The 14,338-nt window shown below is 69.0% G+C and carries 13 protein-coding genes; 4 read left to right on the forward strand and 9 right to left on the reverse strand.

Translation table 11 applies throughout. The annotated features are described in order from the left end of the window. Positions 1–28: 28 nt before the first annotated feature. On the reverse strand, positions 29–1,882 hold the full coding sequence (locus XM53_RS16250) for a putative bifunctional diguanylate cyclase/phosphodiesterase (RefSeq protein WP_160321401.1): 1,854 nt from the start codon (positions 1,880–1,882) through the stop codon (positions 29–31). 180 nt (positions 1,883–2,062) lie between these two features. On the opposite strand from XM53_RS16250, the gene XM53_RS16255 reads away from it, so the two are divergent. The 3 genes from XM53_RS16255 (at position 2,063) to XM53_RS16265 (ending at position 4,983) form a co-directional block, all read left to right on the forward strand. Then, positions 2,063–2,677, forward strand: a complete 615-nt coding sequence (locus tag XM53_RS16255; protein WP_057795215.1) for a nicotinate-nucleotide adenylyltransferase — start codon at positions 2,063–2,065, stop codon at positions 2,675–2,677. 78 nt (positions 2,678–2,755) lie between these two features. Then, positions 2,756–4,258: a D-alanyl-D-alanine carboxypeptidase/D-alanyl-D-alanine endopeptidase gene (gene dacB, locus XM53_RS16260; protein WP_057795217.1), complete on the forward strand. Its 1,503-nt coding sequence runs from the start codon at positions 2,756–2,758 to the stop codon at positions 4,256–4,258. A 164-nt stretch (positions 4,259–4,422) separates the two neighbouring features. Next, positions 4,423–4,983, forward strand: a complete 561-nt coding sequence (locus XM53_RS16265; RefSeq protein WP_057795219.1) for a helix-turn-helix transcriptional regulator — start codon at positions 4,423–4,425, stop codon at positions 4,981–4,983. A gap of 14 nt (positions 4,984–4,997) precedes the next feature. On the opposite strand, the gene XM53_RS16270 is transcribed toward XM53_RS16265, so the two are convergent. The 8 genes from XM53_RS16270 to XM53_RS16305 form a co-directional block, all read right to left on the reverse strand. Further along, on the reverse strand, positions 4,998–6,776 hold the full coding sequence (locus XM53_RS16270; protein WP_057795221.1) for a TadG family pilus assembly protein: 1,779 nt from the start codon (positions 6,774–6,776) through the stop codon (positions 4,998–5,000). Further along, a complete protein-coding gene (locus tag XM53_RS16275; RefSeq protein WP_057795223.1) occupies positions 6,763–7,197 on the reverse strand; it encodes a TadE/TadG family type IV pilus assembly protein in 435 nt (144 codons plus the stop codon). Before XM53_RS16275 ends, XM53_RS16270 begins: the two co-directional genes overlap by 14 nt. 4 nt (positions 7,198–7,201) lie before the next feature. Next, entirely contained in the window at positions 7,202–8,179 is a 978-nt protein-coding gene (locus XM53_RS16280; RefSeq protein WP_082631057.1) for a type II secretion system F family protein, read from the reverse strand. Then, complete coding sequence (locus tag XM53_RS16285) at positions 8,172–9,113, reverse strand: type II secretion system F family protein (protein ID WP_057795227.1); 942 nt, start codon at positions 9,111–9,113, stop codon at positions 8,172–8,174. The genes XM53_RS16280 and XM53_RS16285 overlap by 8 nt, the downstream gene beginning before the upstream one ends. 3 nt (positions 9,114–9,116) lie before the next feature. Further along, on the reverse strand, positions 9,117–10,766 hold the full coding sequence (locus tag XM53_RS16290; protein ID WP_082631058.1) for a CpaF family protein: 1,650 nt from the start codon (positions 10,764–10,766) through the stop codon (positions 9,117–9,119). Further along, a complete protein-coding gene (locus XM53_RS16295) occupies positions 10,763–11,971 on the reverse strand; it encodes an AAA family ATPase (RefSeq protein WP_057795229.1) in 1,209 nt (402 codons plus the stop codon). Before XM53_RS16295 ends, XM53_RS16290 begins: the two co-directional genes overlap by 4 nt. 96 nt (positions 11,972–12,067) lie before the next feature. After that, positions 12,068–12,280 (reverse strand): Flp family type IVb pilin, encoded by a 213-nt coding sequence (locus tag XM53_RS16300; protein WP_057795230.1) that lies wholly within the window; start codon positions 12,278–12,280, stop codon positions 12,068–12,070. 345 nt (positions 12,281–12,625) lie between these two features. Beyond that, the gene (locus XM53_RS16305) at positions 12,626–13,060 is read right to left on the reverse strand and encodes an Lrp/AsnC family transcriptional regulator (protein WP_057795232.1); all 435 of its coding nucleotides are present in this window, start codon (positions 13,058–13,060) and stop codon (positions 12,626–12,628) included. Positions 13,061–13,170: 110 nt separating this feature from the next. Between XM53_RS16305 and XM53_RS16310 the strand changes: the two genes are divergently transcribed. Beyond that, positions 13,171–14,301: a type III PLP-dependent enzyme gene (locus tag XM53_RS16310; RefSeq protein WP_057795234.1), complete on the forward strand. Its 1,131-nt coding sequence runs from the start codon at positions 13,171–13,173 to the stop codon at positions 14,299–14,301. Positions 14,302–14,338: the final 37 nt, after the last annotated feature.

Here is a 14,338-nt window from a genome sequence, read left to right on the forward strand (position 1 = left end):
GGGCGGCGAATTCAAACGGGATAACGCGTCAGGCGTGCGGGTGCAGGCGGGTCGCGCGCGACGCGGCGGTGTCGGTGCCGAAACCGGCGGGCATGGGCAGGTTGGCCGAAAGCCAGGCGATCATGTCGTCGCAGGGCTGGGGGTGGGCCAGCACGAAGCCCTGGATCGCGGGGCAGCGGGCAACGCGCAGAAGGCGCAACTGTTCGGCGGTTTCGACCCCTTCGGCGGTCACATGGGTGCCCAGCTTGCGGCACAGTTCGATGATCGAGCGGACGATGGCGCGGTTGCGCGGGTCGGTCGCGATGTTGGCGGTGAGCGAGCAGTCGAGCTTGATCTCGTCCACCTCGATTTCCGAGATATGGGCGAGGCCCGCATAGCCGGTGCCGAAATCGTCGAGCGCGACGCGCGCGCCCAGGCGTTTCAGCCGGTCGACGGCCGCGGCGATGGTGCGCCCGCCGCCGTGCAGGATGGTGGTTTCGGTGATTTCGACGCAGACCTGCGCGGGCTTGAGGCCGCGCGATTGCAGCGCCCAGTCCAGAAGGCCGGGATAGTTCACGTCCGTCAGCGCCTCGGCCGAGACGTTGAGCGCGAGGGTCAGGTCGTCGAAGCCCGCCGCGTGCAGGCGCTTGAGCGCGTCGAGCGACAGGTGCATCGACTGGTAGTCGAGATCGGCCAGCACGCCGGCGCGGCGCGCGGTCTCGAAGAACGCGCCGGGGGGCAGTTGGCCAAGGCGGGGGTGGTTCCAGCGCAGGAGCGTTTCGCAGCCGGTGATGCGGCCGCGGGCAAGATCGAGCTGGGGTTGGAGGTGGACCGTCAGCTGCTTGCCCGTGGCGGCGAGGCGCAGTTCGCGCGCGAGGCGGTTCTGGGCGACCTGCACCTGGCCCATGGCGGGGGTGTAAAGCATGACGCGGCCGCGCCCGCGGGTCTTGGCAGCATAGAGCGCCTGGTCGGCGTGATGGATCAGCGTTTCGCCGTCGCCACCGCTGGCCTGCGCGAGGCATGCGCCGATCGAGAGGCCCACGCGGATCGCCTGGGTGTTCCAGATCAGCGGCTCGTGCGTGGCGCCGAGCAGGAGTTCGGCCCGGGTCAGAAGCGCGTCCTCGGTGGCCATGCCAAGGCAGACCAGCAGGAATTCGTCGCCGCCGATACGGCAGGCCAGATCCTGCGGGCCGCAGAACCGGCGCAACAGGTCGGCCACGTGCACGAGCGAGGCGTCCCCGGCGGCGTGGCCCAGCGTGTCGTTGATTTCCTTGAACTTGTCGAGGTCGAGATGCAGAACGCCGACGCGCCCTTCGGCCAGGGCGCGGGCGACGATGTCGGAGGCGAGGTAATGCGACAGCCGCTTGCGGTTGGCCAGCCCCGTCAGGTCGTCGTGATGGGCGGCGTGTTGCAGCCGGGTCTGGGCGCGGCGCAAGTCCTGTTCGGTCTCGACCGTGCCGGTCACGTCGCGGCAGGTGACGGCGATCTTGTGGCCCGTGGGCGTGGCCAGCAGCGTGAAGCTGTGCAGGTTCCAGAACGTCTCGCCATTGGCGCGCTTGTGCCGGGCAAGGTGGTCGCGGTCGAAAATGGCGCTGTGGATGTCATAGCGGAAGGCGGCCACCTTTGCGGGATCGACGCGGGCGCCCTCGGGCAGGATGTGACCCATGACCTTGATCCCGCGCACGCGGTCGAGCGAGGTGGCGAACATCGCCTCGGCGGCAGGGTTCATCCAGTCGACGTGGCCTTCGATATCCTGGATGATGATGGCGTCCTGCGTGCGGTTCAGGAACTGCGGGCAGCAGGACAGGTCAGCCACAGCGCGCGACGGGTCGGCCCCGTCCGCTAACGGGTTCTGCGCCGCATCGGCGGGATGCGGGTGCGGTATGTGTCTCTGCTCTGCCACGCCCATACTCTTGCGGTACTCACCGCGTGCCGTGTTGCCACGCGGGGCTTAACATTCCGTGCGCCATCAACGGCTAAATCCCTAAAATTGCGTCGAATCCCGGTTGGGGCGCGCGTGGCGAAAAGGCTGGACATCCCGCCGCATCCCGGCGATTTCAGGACAACCGCCAAGGGAGAGGACATGCGTGTGCGCTTGCCGATGACGCGGCCCGGCATGGTGATCGGGCTTTTGGGGGGATCGTTCGATCCGCCCCATGCGGGGCATGTGCATATCAGCCGAGAGGCGCTGCGCCGCTTTGGCCTTGACCGGGTGTGGTGGCTGGTCAGTCCCGGCAACCCGTTGAAGGCGCGGGGGCCGCAGCCACTGGCGCGGCGGATGGCGGCGTGCCGGGCGCTGGTGGATCATCCGCGCATTCACGTGAGCGATTTCGAGGCGCAGGTCGGCACGCGCTATACCGCCGAGACGCTGGCGGTCCTGCAAAGGATGCGGCCGCATGTAAAGTTCGTCTGGCTGATGGGGGCCGACAACCTGGCGCAGTTCGAGCATTGGCAGGACTGGCAGCAGATCATGGAAACGGTGCCGATCGGCGTGCTGGCCCGGCCCGGGCAGCGCATCTCGGCGCGGATGTCGAAACCGGCGCGGATCTATCGCACGGTGCGCATCCCGGCGCGGCAGTCGCGGGCGTTGCGCTTTGCCACCGCGCCGGCGTGGTGTTTCGTCAACGTGCCGATGAGCGCGCTGTCCTCGACGGCCCTGAGGGCGCGGGGCGACTGGGGCAAGATTTCGGAAAGTTGATCGGAAACGGCGCGACATGGTGCCGACAGGGCGGAATTGCCGATTGTGTGACCCGCCGCGCTTGGGTTAATTGGGCCCATGCGTAAGAACATTTCCCGACGGTTCCTGTTGACGACGGCGCTGGCCAGCCTGGCGGGCGGCGCGCTGGCCAATGCGCCCAAGGTGTCGCTGCGCCCGCAGCTGCGCCCCGAGGGCGGTGCCGAGGCGGCGCGCATCCGGTCTGTCCCCAGTGTCGATGCGCTGATCGAGCGCGCCAAGCTGGGCGGCGACGTGGGCTGCGCGGTCGTCGACGTGAAGACGGGCAAGGCGCTGGAAGGGCACAACGCAGGCGAGGGGATGCCGCCCGCCAGCGTGATGAAGGCGATCACCGCGCTTTACGCGCTGGAGACGCTGGGCGAGGGGTACAGGTTCGAGACGCGGCTGATCGCCACCGGGCCGGTCAAGGACGGGGTGCTGGACGGCGACCTGGTGCTGGCGGGCGGCGGCGACCCGGTTCTGGACACCAATGGCTTGGCCAGCATGGCCGAGCGGCTGAAAGAGGCCGGGATCAGCCGGGTGACCGGCAAGCTGCGCGCCTGGGGCGGGGCGCTGCCCTTTACCCGGTTCATCGACGACGAACAGCCCGAACATGTTGGGTACAACCCGTCGCTGTCGGGGCTGAACCTGAACTTCAACCGAGTGCATTTCGAGTGGAAGCGGTCGGGCGGGGAGTACACCGTGGCGATGGACGCCCGGTCGGACCGGTATCGCCCGTCGGTGCGGGTCGCGCGGATGCGTGTCGCCAACCGCAAGGGGCCGGTTTACACCTACGAGGACGCGGGCGACCACGATGCGTGGACCGTGGCATCGGGCGCGCTGGGCAATGGCGGGTCGCGCTGGCTGCCGGTGCGACGGCCGGGGGATTATGCCGCCGAGGTGTTCACCGCGCTGGCGCAGGCACAGGGCGTGACCCTGAGCGCGGGCGAGACGTTCGACGGCACGCCCGACGGCAAGGTACTGGTCAGTCACCTGAGCGAGCCGCTGGTGCCGATCCTGCAGGATATGTTGAAGTATTCCAACAACCTGACCGCCGAGCTGGTCGGTATGACGACCAGTGCCGCGCGGCTGGGCCGGCCTGCGAACCTGACGGATTCGGGCGCCGAGATGAGCGCCTGGGCGCAGGACATGCTGGGCATGACGGGGGCTAGGCTGGTCGATCATTCGGGCCTGGGCGAGATGTCGCGGGTCACGCCGCTGGCCATGGCGCGGGCGTTGGCGCGGGTGCATGGCGAGGGGCGGCTGAAGCCGATCCTGAAGCCGTTCTTGATGCGCGACCCCAATGGCGGGGTGATGGAGAACCATCCGGTGAAGGTGGCCTCGAAGACCGGCACGCTGTATTTCGTGAGCACGCTGGCGGGCTATGCCACGGCGCCCGATGGCACCGAGCTGGCCTTTGCCGTCTTTACGCATAACGCCAAGCTGCGCGAGCCGATCGACAGCCGCTCGGACGTGAGCCCGCCGGGCGCGTCCAGCTGGAACCGGCGGGCCAAGCAGCTTCAGCAGGGGCTGATCGAACGCTGGAGCGTGATCTACGCGGGGTAGGACGACAGGCAGTTTCCGCCCTGGGTTGAATTTTGGGGCGCTCCCTGCGCGCGCTGCGGGAAAACACCCCGAAATTGTCGGTATCCCAGAAACAATTACCTCAAATTTGCCTTAATTCGGGGCGACACTCCGGCCCGAATGCAGCGTCAGTAGGAGTAATCATTATGTCGCGTATCTGGATTTTCGGATCTGTCCTTGTCTCGGTCATTGCCGCCCTCAAGACCTTGCTGGTCGTCCATTTCGCCTATGGAGGGTCTGCCGCGGCACCGGGCCCGGTGGTTCTGTCGGGACTGTTCGCATTGTTTTTCGCGCTGACGGCAGTGGTGGCCTATGTCGCCTGCACGCAACTGACCCGGCACGTGGTGCAGAAGCGCCGTGAAAAGCTGGCCCCGGGGGTGAGCGAACCCGTCGCCAAGGAAACCGTCATCCTGCGCCACGCGCCGGACTGGGGCCTGTCGCAGGCCGAGGCGGACGTGGCGATTTTCGTGGCCAAGGGATTTTCCAACAGCGAAATCGCCGAGATGCGCGGCAGCGCGATTACCACGGTGAAATCGCAGTTGGGCCGGATCTATCAGAAATCGGGGCTGGAATCGCGCTATCAGCTGATCGCCTTCGTCACCGACGAGGTCGTGTCGATGGCGCGCGAGGCTGAAGAGCCCGTCGCCAAGATCAGCACCAAGGACGCCCTGCCGCTGGTCGGGCGCCGCAAGCAGCGCGCGGCCTGATCGAGGATCCGGCATCACTGCACCAGCCTGATGAGTTCGCAGTGGTGCCCGGTCAGGGTCAGTTCGCCCGCGCCAAGCTCCAGCCCGACACTTGCCAAAACACCGTCCACCACGCCGTCGACCGGCGTGGTGAGCGCTGCCAGAAGCTGCGCCGGAAGGTTGGCGAGCAGGGTGTTGACCACGGGGGCCGCGAGGCCGGTGACAAGGCCCTGCTGGTCGGGTTTGACGCGGATCTCGGTCGTCTCGGACGACAGGAGCGTGCTGACGGCATTGGTCGTCAGGAGTTCCGAGCCGAAACTGCGCACGGTGTCGCCTGCGGCCACGTCACCACGGGTGAACGTGATGCGGTCGGTGTTGGAACTGCCGACGGCGACGTGGCTGCGGGCCTGGATCACCAGATCGGCCAGCACAAGGTCGGGCAGAAGCGGCACCGGGATGGCGATGCGCACGGTCAACAGATCGGCAAAGCCCAATGTGGCAGGGTCGATGGGGGCGCTGGGGCTGGTGCTTGCGGGCAGGGTGCCGAGATAGAGTGCTGCGAGGGATGTGCCGTTTGCTGGGTGCAGGGGCGTGTGTGACACCAGAAAGGACGCGGCAGGGTCGGACGGGCGCGAGGCGTTGCAGCTGATCTCGTCCAGCGTGGCGGTGGCGCCTGCGAGTTCCACGTAAAGCGGCACATTCAGGTCGGTGGCCACCACGTTGCCCGCAAGGCCGGTCAGAAGGCCGGGATCGGCGTCGATGTCAAGCGCAAGGCGCGCGGCGGCGCGGTGCAGTTGCACGCCTTCCTCGCCCATGGCGACCCAGCCCGATTGCGCGGGCGGCTCGCCGGCGGTCAGTTGCGCGTCGACGCCGACGATGCCCGCGACATCCAGGTCCAAGCCCAAGGAGGCGGCGTCGATATCCTCGCTGGCAATTACGGCCTTGACGATATCGAGGGCGGAGACGTCGATTTCGGTCAGGAAGTCCGTGACGGTCAGGCCCAGGCGGGTGTCGATGCCGCCGATGACCGTGGCCACGTCGATGTCCTGCCCCGCGGCGGCGCTGGCCAGCCCGGCGAGGCTGCCGGCGAGGGCGGGCGGCAATTCGGAGGCGAGCGCGTCAAGCAGGGTGTCGACGGTGGTGACGGCGTTCAGCACATCGGCGGGGTTGCGCGAGGTGCCTCCGGTGAGCGCGTCGATGGTTTCCATCAGTTCGCCCAGATTGATCTGTGCGTCGGCCAGCAAGGTCATGTCGCCCACGCCGATGGCGGCGCCTGCGCCGTATTCCGCCGTCAGCACCGCGTCGAGCGCGGCGGGATCGAGATCGGCCAGGTGGCTGTCCAGTGAAAAGCTGGCCGCGCCGGTGCGGGTGGCCAGAGCGCTGCGGCTGAGGTCGACGGTGGGCGTGCCGCTGAAAATCTGCGCGAAGTAGAGCGGCGAGGCGTCGCTGAGGGTGACGTGGGCGGCGTTCACGATTTCTGTATCGGCGTCGAGCGGCACGAACCGCTCGGTCCGGGGAATGGCGGGGTTGCGGAAGTAGCGCCCGGTTTGCAGGCCCGTGAGCGTTGTGGCGGCGCGGTCATTTTTGGTGATCGCGTCGATGGCGCGGGTCTCGGCGGCGGCGGCGTCGGCCATGGCGCTCATCGCGCCGAGGTCGCTGGCGGCTTGCAGGCGCGCGCGGTCGCGGTAGAGCGCGGCCACGTCGACGCCAAGCGCCACGAAGCCGAAAAGCACGGTCAGCATCAGCGATACGATGATGGCGACGACGCCGGACTCGTCGCGGCGGAACTGCGCGATGCGGTCAGTAAGCCACATAGGCGCGCCCCTCGATGGTGTCGATCCCGAGGCCGAGAAAGCCGTTGGCCACGTCCAGCAGCGTGCCTTCGGCGGCATAGGTGACGTTGACGGTTATGCTGCCCATGGCGGTGCCGGTATAGTCGAGCGAGGTCGACAGCGCCTCGGCCTTCAGGAGGGGATAGCGGGTGGCGCCCTGCGACAGGTAGGTGGTGGCGATGTCGCGCCGCTCGATTTCGTCCAGACCGGCGACCGAGGCGCGGGCGGCCCCGGCGGCCAGCTGGTGCACCGAATGGCTGACGCCCATGTAGAAACCAAGGGTGATGATCCCGAGGATCAGCGCGAAGAGGATTGGCGCGATCAGCATGAACTCGATGGCGACGGCGCCGGTGGTGTCGCGGGCAAAGCGGCGGGCGGCAATGGTGAGACGGTGCAGGGTCATGATCTTAGCGCCCCGCGAGGATGTTGTCGAAGATCGAGAGCCCGGCCGGGCCGACCAGCACCACGAAGACCGCCGGCATGATGCAGAAGATCAGCGGGATGGTCATCAGGACCGGCAGGCGCGCGGCCTTTTCCTCCATCGCGATCAGGCGGTTGGCGCGCTGTTCGGCGACAAGGTTGCGCATGGCGCGGGCAAAGGGCGTGCCGTAGGTGTCGGACTGGTCCAGCGCCTGGGTGAAGATGGCGATTTCGGGCAGGGGCACGCGCGCGCGCAGCTTGTCATAGGCGGTGCGGCGGTCGTTGGTCATGCCGATCTCGGCCACCAGCTGGCGGGTTTCCGCGGCAAGCTCGGGGGCGCTGTATTGCAGCTCGCGCGCGACGCGGTGCAGCGCCTGCTGCGGGCCTTGCCCCGCCTCGGACGCGATCACCAGGAGTTCCAGCAGGTCGGGAAAGCTGCGGCGGATGCGGCCCATGCGGGCGCGGCGGCGGGAGTCCACCACCATGTCAACGCCCATCGACAGGCCAAGCGCCACGGCCAAGACAATGGCCGAGGGGATGAGCGCTGACATGCCGATGGGATAGACGGTCACCACCCAGACTCCACCGGACAGGAAGGCGCCGACGGGCAGGACCGTTTTCAGGAAAGCGTAGATCAGAAGGGCGTCGCGGCCCCGGTAGCCGGCCGAGCGCAGGTCGGCGGCGGTGTCGCGCGCCTCGCCGCCCAGGATGACCGACAGGCGTTCGCCCATGCGCAGCACGATCCGGCGCAGCGCCGCGCCGATCCGGGCGAGCGTGCCGGACCGGCGGGCGGGCCCGTGGGCGGCGTTGCGCGGCGGCAGCGCCTCGCCGCCCGCGCGGCGCAGGCGCAGCATCAGGACAGAGCGCCGGCGTTCTGTGTCGACCAGAGCGCCGAGGCCGAACGTCACCAGGATCAGCCCGGCGAAGGCCATCCACGAAAGGATATCCACGGTCGTTTCAGACATCGGCGCGCCCCATACGGGCCATCACGAAGACCCCGAGTGCCACACTTGTCAGGGCCACCGCCGCCATCACCTGGCCGCGCGGATCGGTGAAGAGCGGTTTCAGATAGGCGCCGTTCAGCACGAAAAGTGCCAGCGCGATGCAAAAGGGCAGGGCCGCGAGGATCATGGCGCTGGCGCGCGCCTCGGACGACAGCGCGCGGGCCTTCTTGCGCAGCTTGCGGCGTTCGCGCAGCTGTTCGGCCAGGTTTTCCAGCGTCTCGACGAGGTTGCCGCCCGAGTCGGCCTGAAGCGCGGTGGCGACGGCGAAAAAGCCGATTTCGGCGGTGCGCAGGCGCTGGTAGAGCGCGGCGAGGCTGTCGGGCAGGGCGGTGCCGAGGCAGATCTCGCCATGGGTTCGGGCGAACTCGGCCTGCACGGGGCCGGTGGTGGTGTCGACCACGATGCGCAGGGAATCGGCGATGGGCCGCCCGGCGCGCAGGCCGCGGGCGAAGATGTCGAGCGCCTCGGGCAGCCCTTCGGTGAAGGCGGCCCGGTAGCGGGCGCGGGCGTGGCGCAGCACGACCAGCGCCAGAAGGACCGGAAGGGCCACGGCGAGTACCAGCGCGATGAGCGGGTTGAGCCCTGCATAGAGCACCGCGAGACCGTAGATCGACAGCGCGGCGATGGCGACCTGGATGCAGATATCGGTAGGCGTCAGACGCAGGCCGGTCTGTTCCAGCAGCGCCTCGATCCGGGGGGTGAGGCCGGTGATGTCGGGTGTGTCGCGAACGGTCCGGCGTGGCGGTTTGGGCGCCGCGGGGCCGGGGCGGACGAGGCCGCGCTGCATCCGCGCCTGGTGGCGGCGGCGGGTGCGGTCGGTATGGACCAGCACGCACAGCACGAGGGCGGTGAAGGTGACGATGCAAGCGGTGAGGAGGATCAGGAACAGGCTCATGGGTTATCCTCCGAGAACCGCGTCGAGGTCTTCGGACACGCCGTAATCGGCCGCACGGCGGGCGAAATTGGGGCGATAGCCGGAATAGCGATAGCTGCCGCGGACCTCGTTGCGGGTGCTGTCGGGGTCGGTCTCGAAGGTGAAGAGATCCTGGAGGGTGACGACGTCGCCTTCGAGACCGGCGACCTCGGAGATCGAGGTGATGCGGCGGGTGCCGTCGCGCATCCGCGAGATCTGGATCACCAGTTGCACGGCATCGGCCAGCTGGCGGCGGACCACGCCCGAGGCCATGTCGAACCCGGCAAGCGCCGCCATGCTTTCGATCCGGGTCATCGCCTCGCGCGGGGAGTTGGCGTGCAGGGTGCTCATCGAGCCGTCATGGCCGGTGTTCATGGCTTGCAGAAGGTCCAGAACCTCGTCGCCGCGAATCTCGCCGATGATGATGCGGTCGGGACGCATCCGCAGCGCGTTGCGCACCAGCGTGCGCATGGTGACCTCGCCCTTGCCCTCGACATTGGGGGGGCGGGTTTCGAACCGGACGACATGCGGCTGCTGGAAGCGCAGTTCGGCGGCGTCCTCGATGGTGACCAGCCGTTCGGTGGCGGGGATGAAGGCCGACAGCGCATTCATCAGCGTGGTCTTGCCCGAGCCGGTGCCGCCCGAGACCAGAATGTTGAGCCGCAGGTGGGCGGCAAGCCCCAGAAAGCCCGCCATCTGTTCCGACAGCGAGCCGTTGGCCACCAGCGTTTCCAGCTTCATGGGCGCGGCGGGAAACTTGCGGATGGTAATGGTGGGGCCGTCGATGGCCAGGGGCGGAATGGCGACGTTGACGCGGCTGCCGTCCTTGAGGCGGGCATCGACCATCGGCTGCGCCTCGTCGATGCGGCGGCCCACGGCGGCGACCATGCGGCTGGCGACGGCGTGGACATGGGCGTTGTCGCGAAACCGGATCGCGGTCAGTTCCAGCCGGCCGCGGCGTTCGGCATAGACGCGGTCGGGGCCGTTGACCATGATGTCGGTGACGGTTTCATCGGCCAGCAGGCGTTCCAGCGGGCCGAGGCCCAGCATGTCGGCCAGCACGGCCTGCACGAGGTCGGCGACCTCGCGTCCGTTGAGGTGCATCTTGCGCTGTTCGGAGATGCCGTGGATCGCGTCCTGGATGCGGCTTTCCTGCTCGGAGCGGGGCAGGCCGGCGACTTCGGTGAAGTCGAGCACGTCCGAGAGCGCCTGGATCATCTCGCCCGCCAGGGCCGAGATGTCAGAGCCGGACGCGGACCCGGCGCTGACGGACTCGACCAGCGCGGGAAGTTTCGGCTCGGGCGCGGAACGCGCGCGCGGGGCCGGATCGGCGGAGGGGGGCGTCTGGACGCTCGCGGGGGTTTGCGCCTTTGCGGGCGCATGCGGCGCGGTCGGACGCTCAGGCGCAGGCGTGGCGGGCACCGGTGCGTCGCCGCCCAGTTCGGCCACGGCGCGGGCCAGAAGCGCGCGTTGCTCGGACAGCGGGATCGGCGTGTCGGCGGCCTCGACCACGAAGGTGAGCGCGGTGTTGACCTTTTCGGATATCGACAGCCCGTCGGCGTCGATCCGGCGCGCGATGTGCAGCACCCGGTCGAGGGCCTCGCGATTGCGATGCTCGATGACCTCGTGTTTCATCCGAACAGTCTTTTGCGGGGTTTGCGCAGGGCCGAGGCGGCGCTGGCCGGTTGCGTGGCGGCGTCGAAGACGGCGCGCACGGCGCGGGACCAGGGCGCGCGTGGTTGCAGAGTGACGAGCGGTTTGGCGGCCTTGTGCGCGCGGGCCAGCGCCGGGGCGCAGCAGGGCAGCGTGGCGATCAGCGGCATCTGAAGCGTCTTTGCGATGTCCTTGGGGCGCAGGCCCGCATCCTTGAGCGTGTCCGACAGCACGGCGAGGATCGGCAGGTCGGGATGGTCGGCGCGGATCTGGGCCAGAAGGCGGCTGGCGGCGTTGACCCCGGCAAAGCCCGCGGGCACCACCAGCACCAGCCGGTCGAGCGTGCCGATCACCTCGGGCTGGCGCAGTATCAGGCCGCGGGGCAGGTCGGCGATGACGGTGTCGAACGCCTCGCGCAGGCGGGGCAGAAGGGCGGCGATGCCGGGCTCGTAGGCGGCGGCGGTCTGGTCGCCGCGGACCTGGCCGGAATAAAGCGAGAGCGTGTCGCTGATCCGGTCCATGGTGGCGCCGATAAAGGTGCTGTCGACCCGGTCGGGGGCGCGCAGGGCATCGAAGAGACCGCGGGTTTCGTCCCGGTCGAGGTCGATGGCCTGGCTGCCGAATTCCAGATCGGTATCCACCAGCGCGGTTGCCCGGTTGGGGCCTTTGGGGGCGGCGGCGTGGGCGGCAAGGTTCTGCGCCAGCAGGCTGGCGCCGGTGCCGCCCTTGCAGCCCAGGACGCCGATGGTCAAACCGCGAAGCGCCTCGGGCGCGGGGCTGGCCGGAGCGGCGGCAGGGCCGGGCGAAGGCGCGGTGGTGGCCGCCAAGATGTCGGACGCGTCGGCGGGCAGGCAGAAATAGTCGCGCGCGCCGGCCTGGCGCAGGGCGCGGTAGGTGGCGATGTCGTCGACGGCGCCCAGCACGATCACGTCGATGCCGACGCGGGCCAGTTCCTCGACGCATTCGGTGGCCATGGGCAGGCTGATCTGCCCCATCTCGGCCAGGATGCATTTCACCGGCGAGGCGTCGGTCAGAAGCCGCGCCGCGCCGCTGAGCCCGCCGCCGTGGATCGCCTTGGCCACCTGGCCGCTCTCGGCCAGCACGGCACGGGCCGTGGCGGCGCCGGTATCGGTGCAGACATAGGCCTGAAGCGCGGGGGCAATACCGTCTTGGGTATCGAAGGGCATGGGGGCGGTCTCCGGTTGGCGGGTAGAACAGGTGGGACGAGGCAGCAGGGCGTCCCGCCGGGGCGGCGCGGGCCGTCCCGGCGGGACGCGCGCGACCTAGTTGGTCGGCGCGTCGATGCCCTGGGCGGTCAGCTCGTCGCTCATGGTGGTGAAGCCGGTGTTGGTCTGGCCGCCGAGCGTGGCGATGGTGCCGACGATCACGGCGCCGACAAGCGCGGCGAAGAGGCCGTATTCGATGGCGGTGGCGCCGTCCTCGTCACGGGCGAAGGCGCGGGCGATGGTCTTGATGGATGTGCGTGCGATGGTCATGGTCGTGTCTCACTCTCAAAAGGTTTGAACAGGTTTGTGGGTGTGGGCCGGTACGACCCTGATGTGAGGCGACATTGCGCCGTGACGGGAGAATGCGAAATCCTCCCTCGGTCGGTGGGGGGCTTTACGACCCCATCGTCGGAAGGTCGTCCGACCAAGGTCGTACGGGTTTCGGGACACAATCAGGCAGCTTTGTGGCGGCGCGCGCGTGCGGGTGGACGGGCGTGCCGGGGGTAGGATGCGGCGGCGCGGCCTCGGGCGCGGTAGAGCGGGTTTGCGGGCGGGCCCGCGGCGTTGATTCGGTGCGCGGGGGAGGTCCCGGGTCAGGCCCGGGACGGCGCGCGCCTAGCCGCTGCGGTCGAGCTTGGTGGCGAGGTGGATGAGCGATTCCGAGCCGCGCACGCCCTTGGCGTCGCCGATGCGGTCGAGCGTGTCGTCAAGCTCTTCGGTCGTTTCGGCTTCGAGCGTGACGATAAGGTCGAAGCGCCCGGAGGTGGTATGCACGCGGCGCACGCCGGGCAGGGATTTCAGGCGCGACAGCACCGCGGGCTGGCTGCGCGCCTCGATCTGGACAAGGGCCGTGGCGCGCAGGGGCGCGCGGCGCGCGGCGTTGAGGCGCAGGGTGTAGCCCAGGATGATGCCGGAGGTTTCCAGCCGGTCCAGCCGGGCCTGCACGGTGGTGCGCGCCAGGCCCAGACGCCGGGCGAGCGTGGCCACGGGCATCCGGGCGTTTTCCTGCAGGAGCGCGATCAGAGCCTCGTCAAGTTCGTCTGTTTGCATGATTCCCTCGGCGTTTTGCCGAAATGATACTGCATAACGTGCAATCTGCCCGGACAAAATCACCACGTTTCGCGGCACACTATGAAAAAGACGACCCGAGAGGCAGAGCCATGCAACACCAGACCTCCCCGTGGGACACGCCCGAGGCGCATTTAACGCGACAGAAACCCGATGCGCCCGTGCTTTATTTCAGTCCCGAGGTCTTGCAGGCCACCGCGCGGCGGTTCCTGAAGGGCTTTGACGGGCTGGTGACCTATGCGGTCAAGGCCAACCCCGGCGAGGAGGTGCTGGCGAACCTGGCCGCTGCCGGTGTGCGGGCCTTCGACGTCGCGAGCCCGGCGGAGATGCGGGCGGTGCGCGCGGCCACGCCGGATGCAGTTCTGCATTACAACAACCCGGTGCGGTCGGTGGCCGAGGTCGAGATGGCCGCGAAGATGGGCGTGGCGTCTGCTTCGGTCGATTGCGCGGTGGAGCTGGACAAGCTGGCGGGCCTGCCGCGCGACATGGAGGTGACGGTGCGGCTGGCGCTGCCGGTCAAGGGTGCCGCCTATGATTTCGGGGCGAAGTTCGGGGCCGGGCCCGACGCCGCGGCGGGGCTGCTGCGGAAGGTCTGTGAGATGGGGTTCCGCCCCGGCATCTGCTTTCATCCCGGCACGCAATGCGCCGATCCCGGTGCGTGGGGCGCGTATGTCCGCGCGAGCGCGGAGGTGGCGCGGGCCGCCGGTGTGACGCTGGATCGGCTGAACGTGGGCGGCGGGTTTGCCGCGCATCGCTCGGGCGTGGCACCGGACCTGGAGGCGATCTTCGATCATGTGGCGGAGGTGACGGCCTCGGTATTCGACGTGCCGCCCCGCCTGGTCTGCGAGCCGGGGCGGGCGATGGTGGCCGAGGCGTTCACGCTGGCCGCGCGGGTCAAGGCGGTGCGCCCGGACGGCAGTCTTTTCCTGAACGACGGCATTTACGGCGCGCTGGCCGAGGCGCGGGATATCGACGCGCTGACGCGGGTGCGAGTGGTCGGCCCGGACGGGCGACCGCGCGCGGGCGCGCCTGTGGCGCGGGTGGTGTTCGGGCCGACCTGCGACAGCCTGGACCGGCTGCCCGATCCGCTGGCGCTGCCGGGCGACGTGGTCGAGGGCGATTACGTGCTGTTCGAGGGGATGGGGGCCTATTCGCGGGCGCTGGCGACGCGGTTCAACGGCTACGGTCCCGAGGGCCCGGTGACGGTGGCGCGGCTGATCTGATCGGGGGTGGACACCGCGCCGTCGGGCGTTAGGGTCG

The organism is Roseovarius atlanticus (genome assembly GCF_001441615.1).
In the GTDB taxonomy this organism is placed as follows: domain Bacteria; phylum Pseudomonadota; class Alphaproteobacteria; order Rhodobacterales; family Rhodobacteraceae; genus Roseovarius; species Roseovarius atlanticus.

Bases quoted from the DNA above. Each gene is read 5' to 3' on its own strand.
- XM53_RS16255 (WP_057795215.1), top strand. From the start codon at position 2,063: ATGCGTGTGCGCTTGCCGATGACGCGGCCCGGCATGGTGATCGGGCTT.
- dacB (WP_057795217.1), top strand. From the start codon at position 2,756: ATGCGTAAGAACATTTCCCGACGGTTCCTGTTGACGACGGCGCTGGCC.
- XM53_RS16265 (WP_057795219.1), top strand. From the start codon at position 4,423: ATGTCGCGTATCTGGATTTTCGGATCTGTCCTTGTCTCGGTCATTGCC.
- XM53_RS16270 (WP_057795221.1), bottom strand. From the start codon at position 6,776: ATGTGGCTTACTGACCGCATCGCGCAGTTCCGCCGCGACGAGTCCGGC.
- XM53_RS16275 (WP_057795223.1), bottom strand. From the start codon at position 7,197: ATGACCCTGCACCGTCTCACCATTGCCGCCCGCCGCTTTGCCCGCGAC.
- XM53_RS16280 (WP_082631057.1), bottom strand. From the start codon at position 8,179: ATGTCTGAAACGACCGTGGATATCCTTTCGTGGATGGCCTTCGCCGGG.
- XM53_RS16285 (WP_057795227.1), bottom strand. From the start codon at position 9,113: ATGAGCCTGTTCCTGATCCTCCTCACCGCTTGCATCGTCACCTTCACC.
- XM53_RS16290 (WP_082631058.1), bottom strand. From the start codon at position 10,766: ATGAAACACGAGGTCATCGAGCATCGCAATCGCGAGGCCCTCGACCGG.
- XM53_RS16295 (WP_057795229.1), bottom strand. From the start codon at position 11,971: ATGCCCTTCGATACCCAAGACGGTATTGCCCCCGCGCTTCAGGCCTAT.
- XM53_RS16300 (WP_057795230.1), bottom strand. From the start codon at position 12,280: ATGACCATCGCACGCACATCCATCAAGACCATCGCCCGCGCCTTCGCC.
- XM53_RS16305 (WP_057795232.1), bottom strand. From the start codon at position 13,060: ATGCAAACAGACGAACTTGACGAGGCTCTGATCGCGCTCCTGCAGGAA.
- XM53_RS16310 (WP_057795234.1), top strand. From the start codon at position 13,171: ATGCAACACCAGACCTCCCCGTGGGACACGCCCGAGGCGCATTTAACG.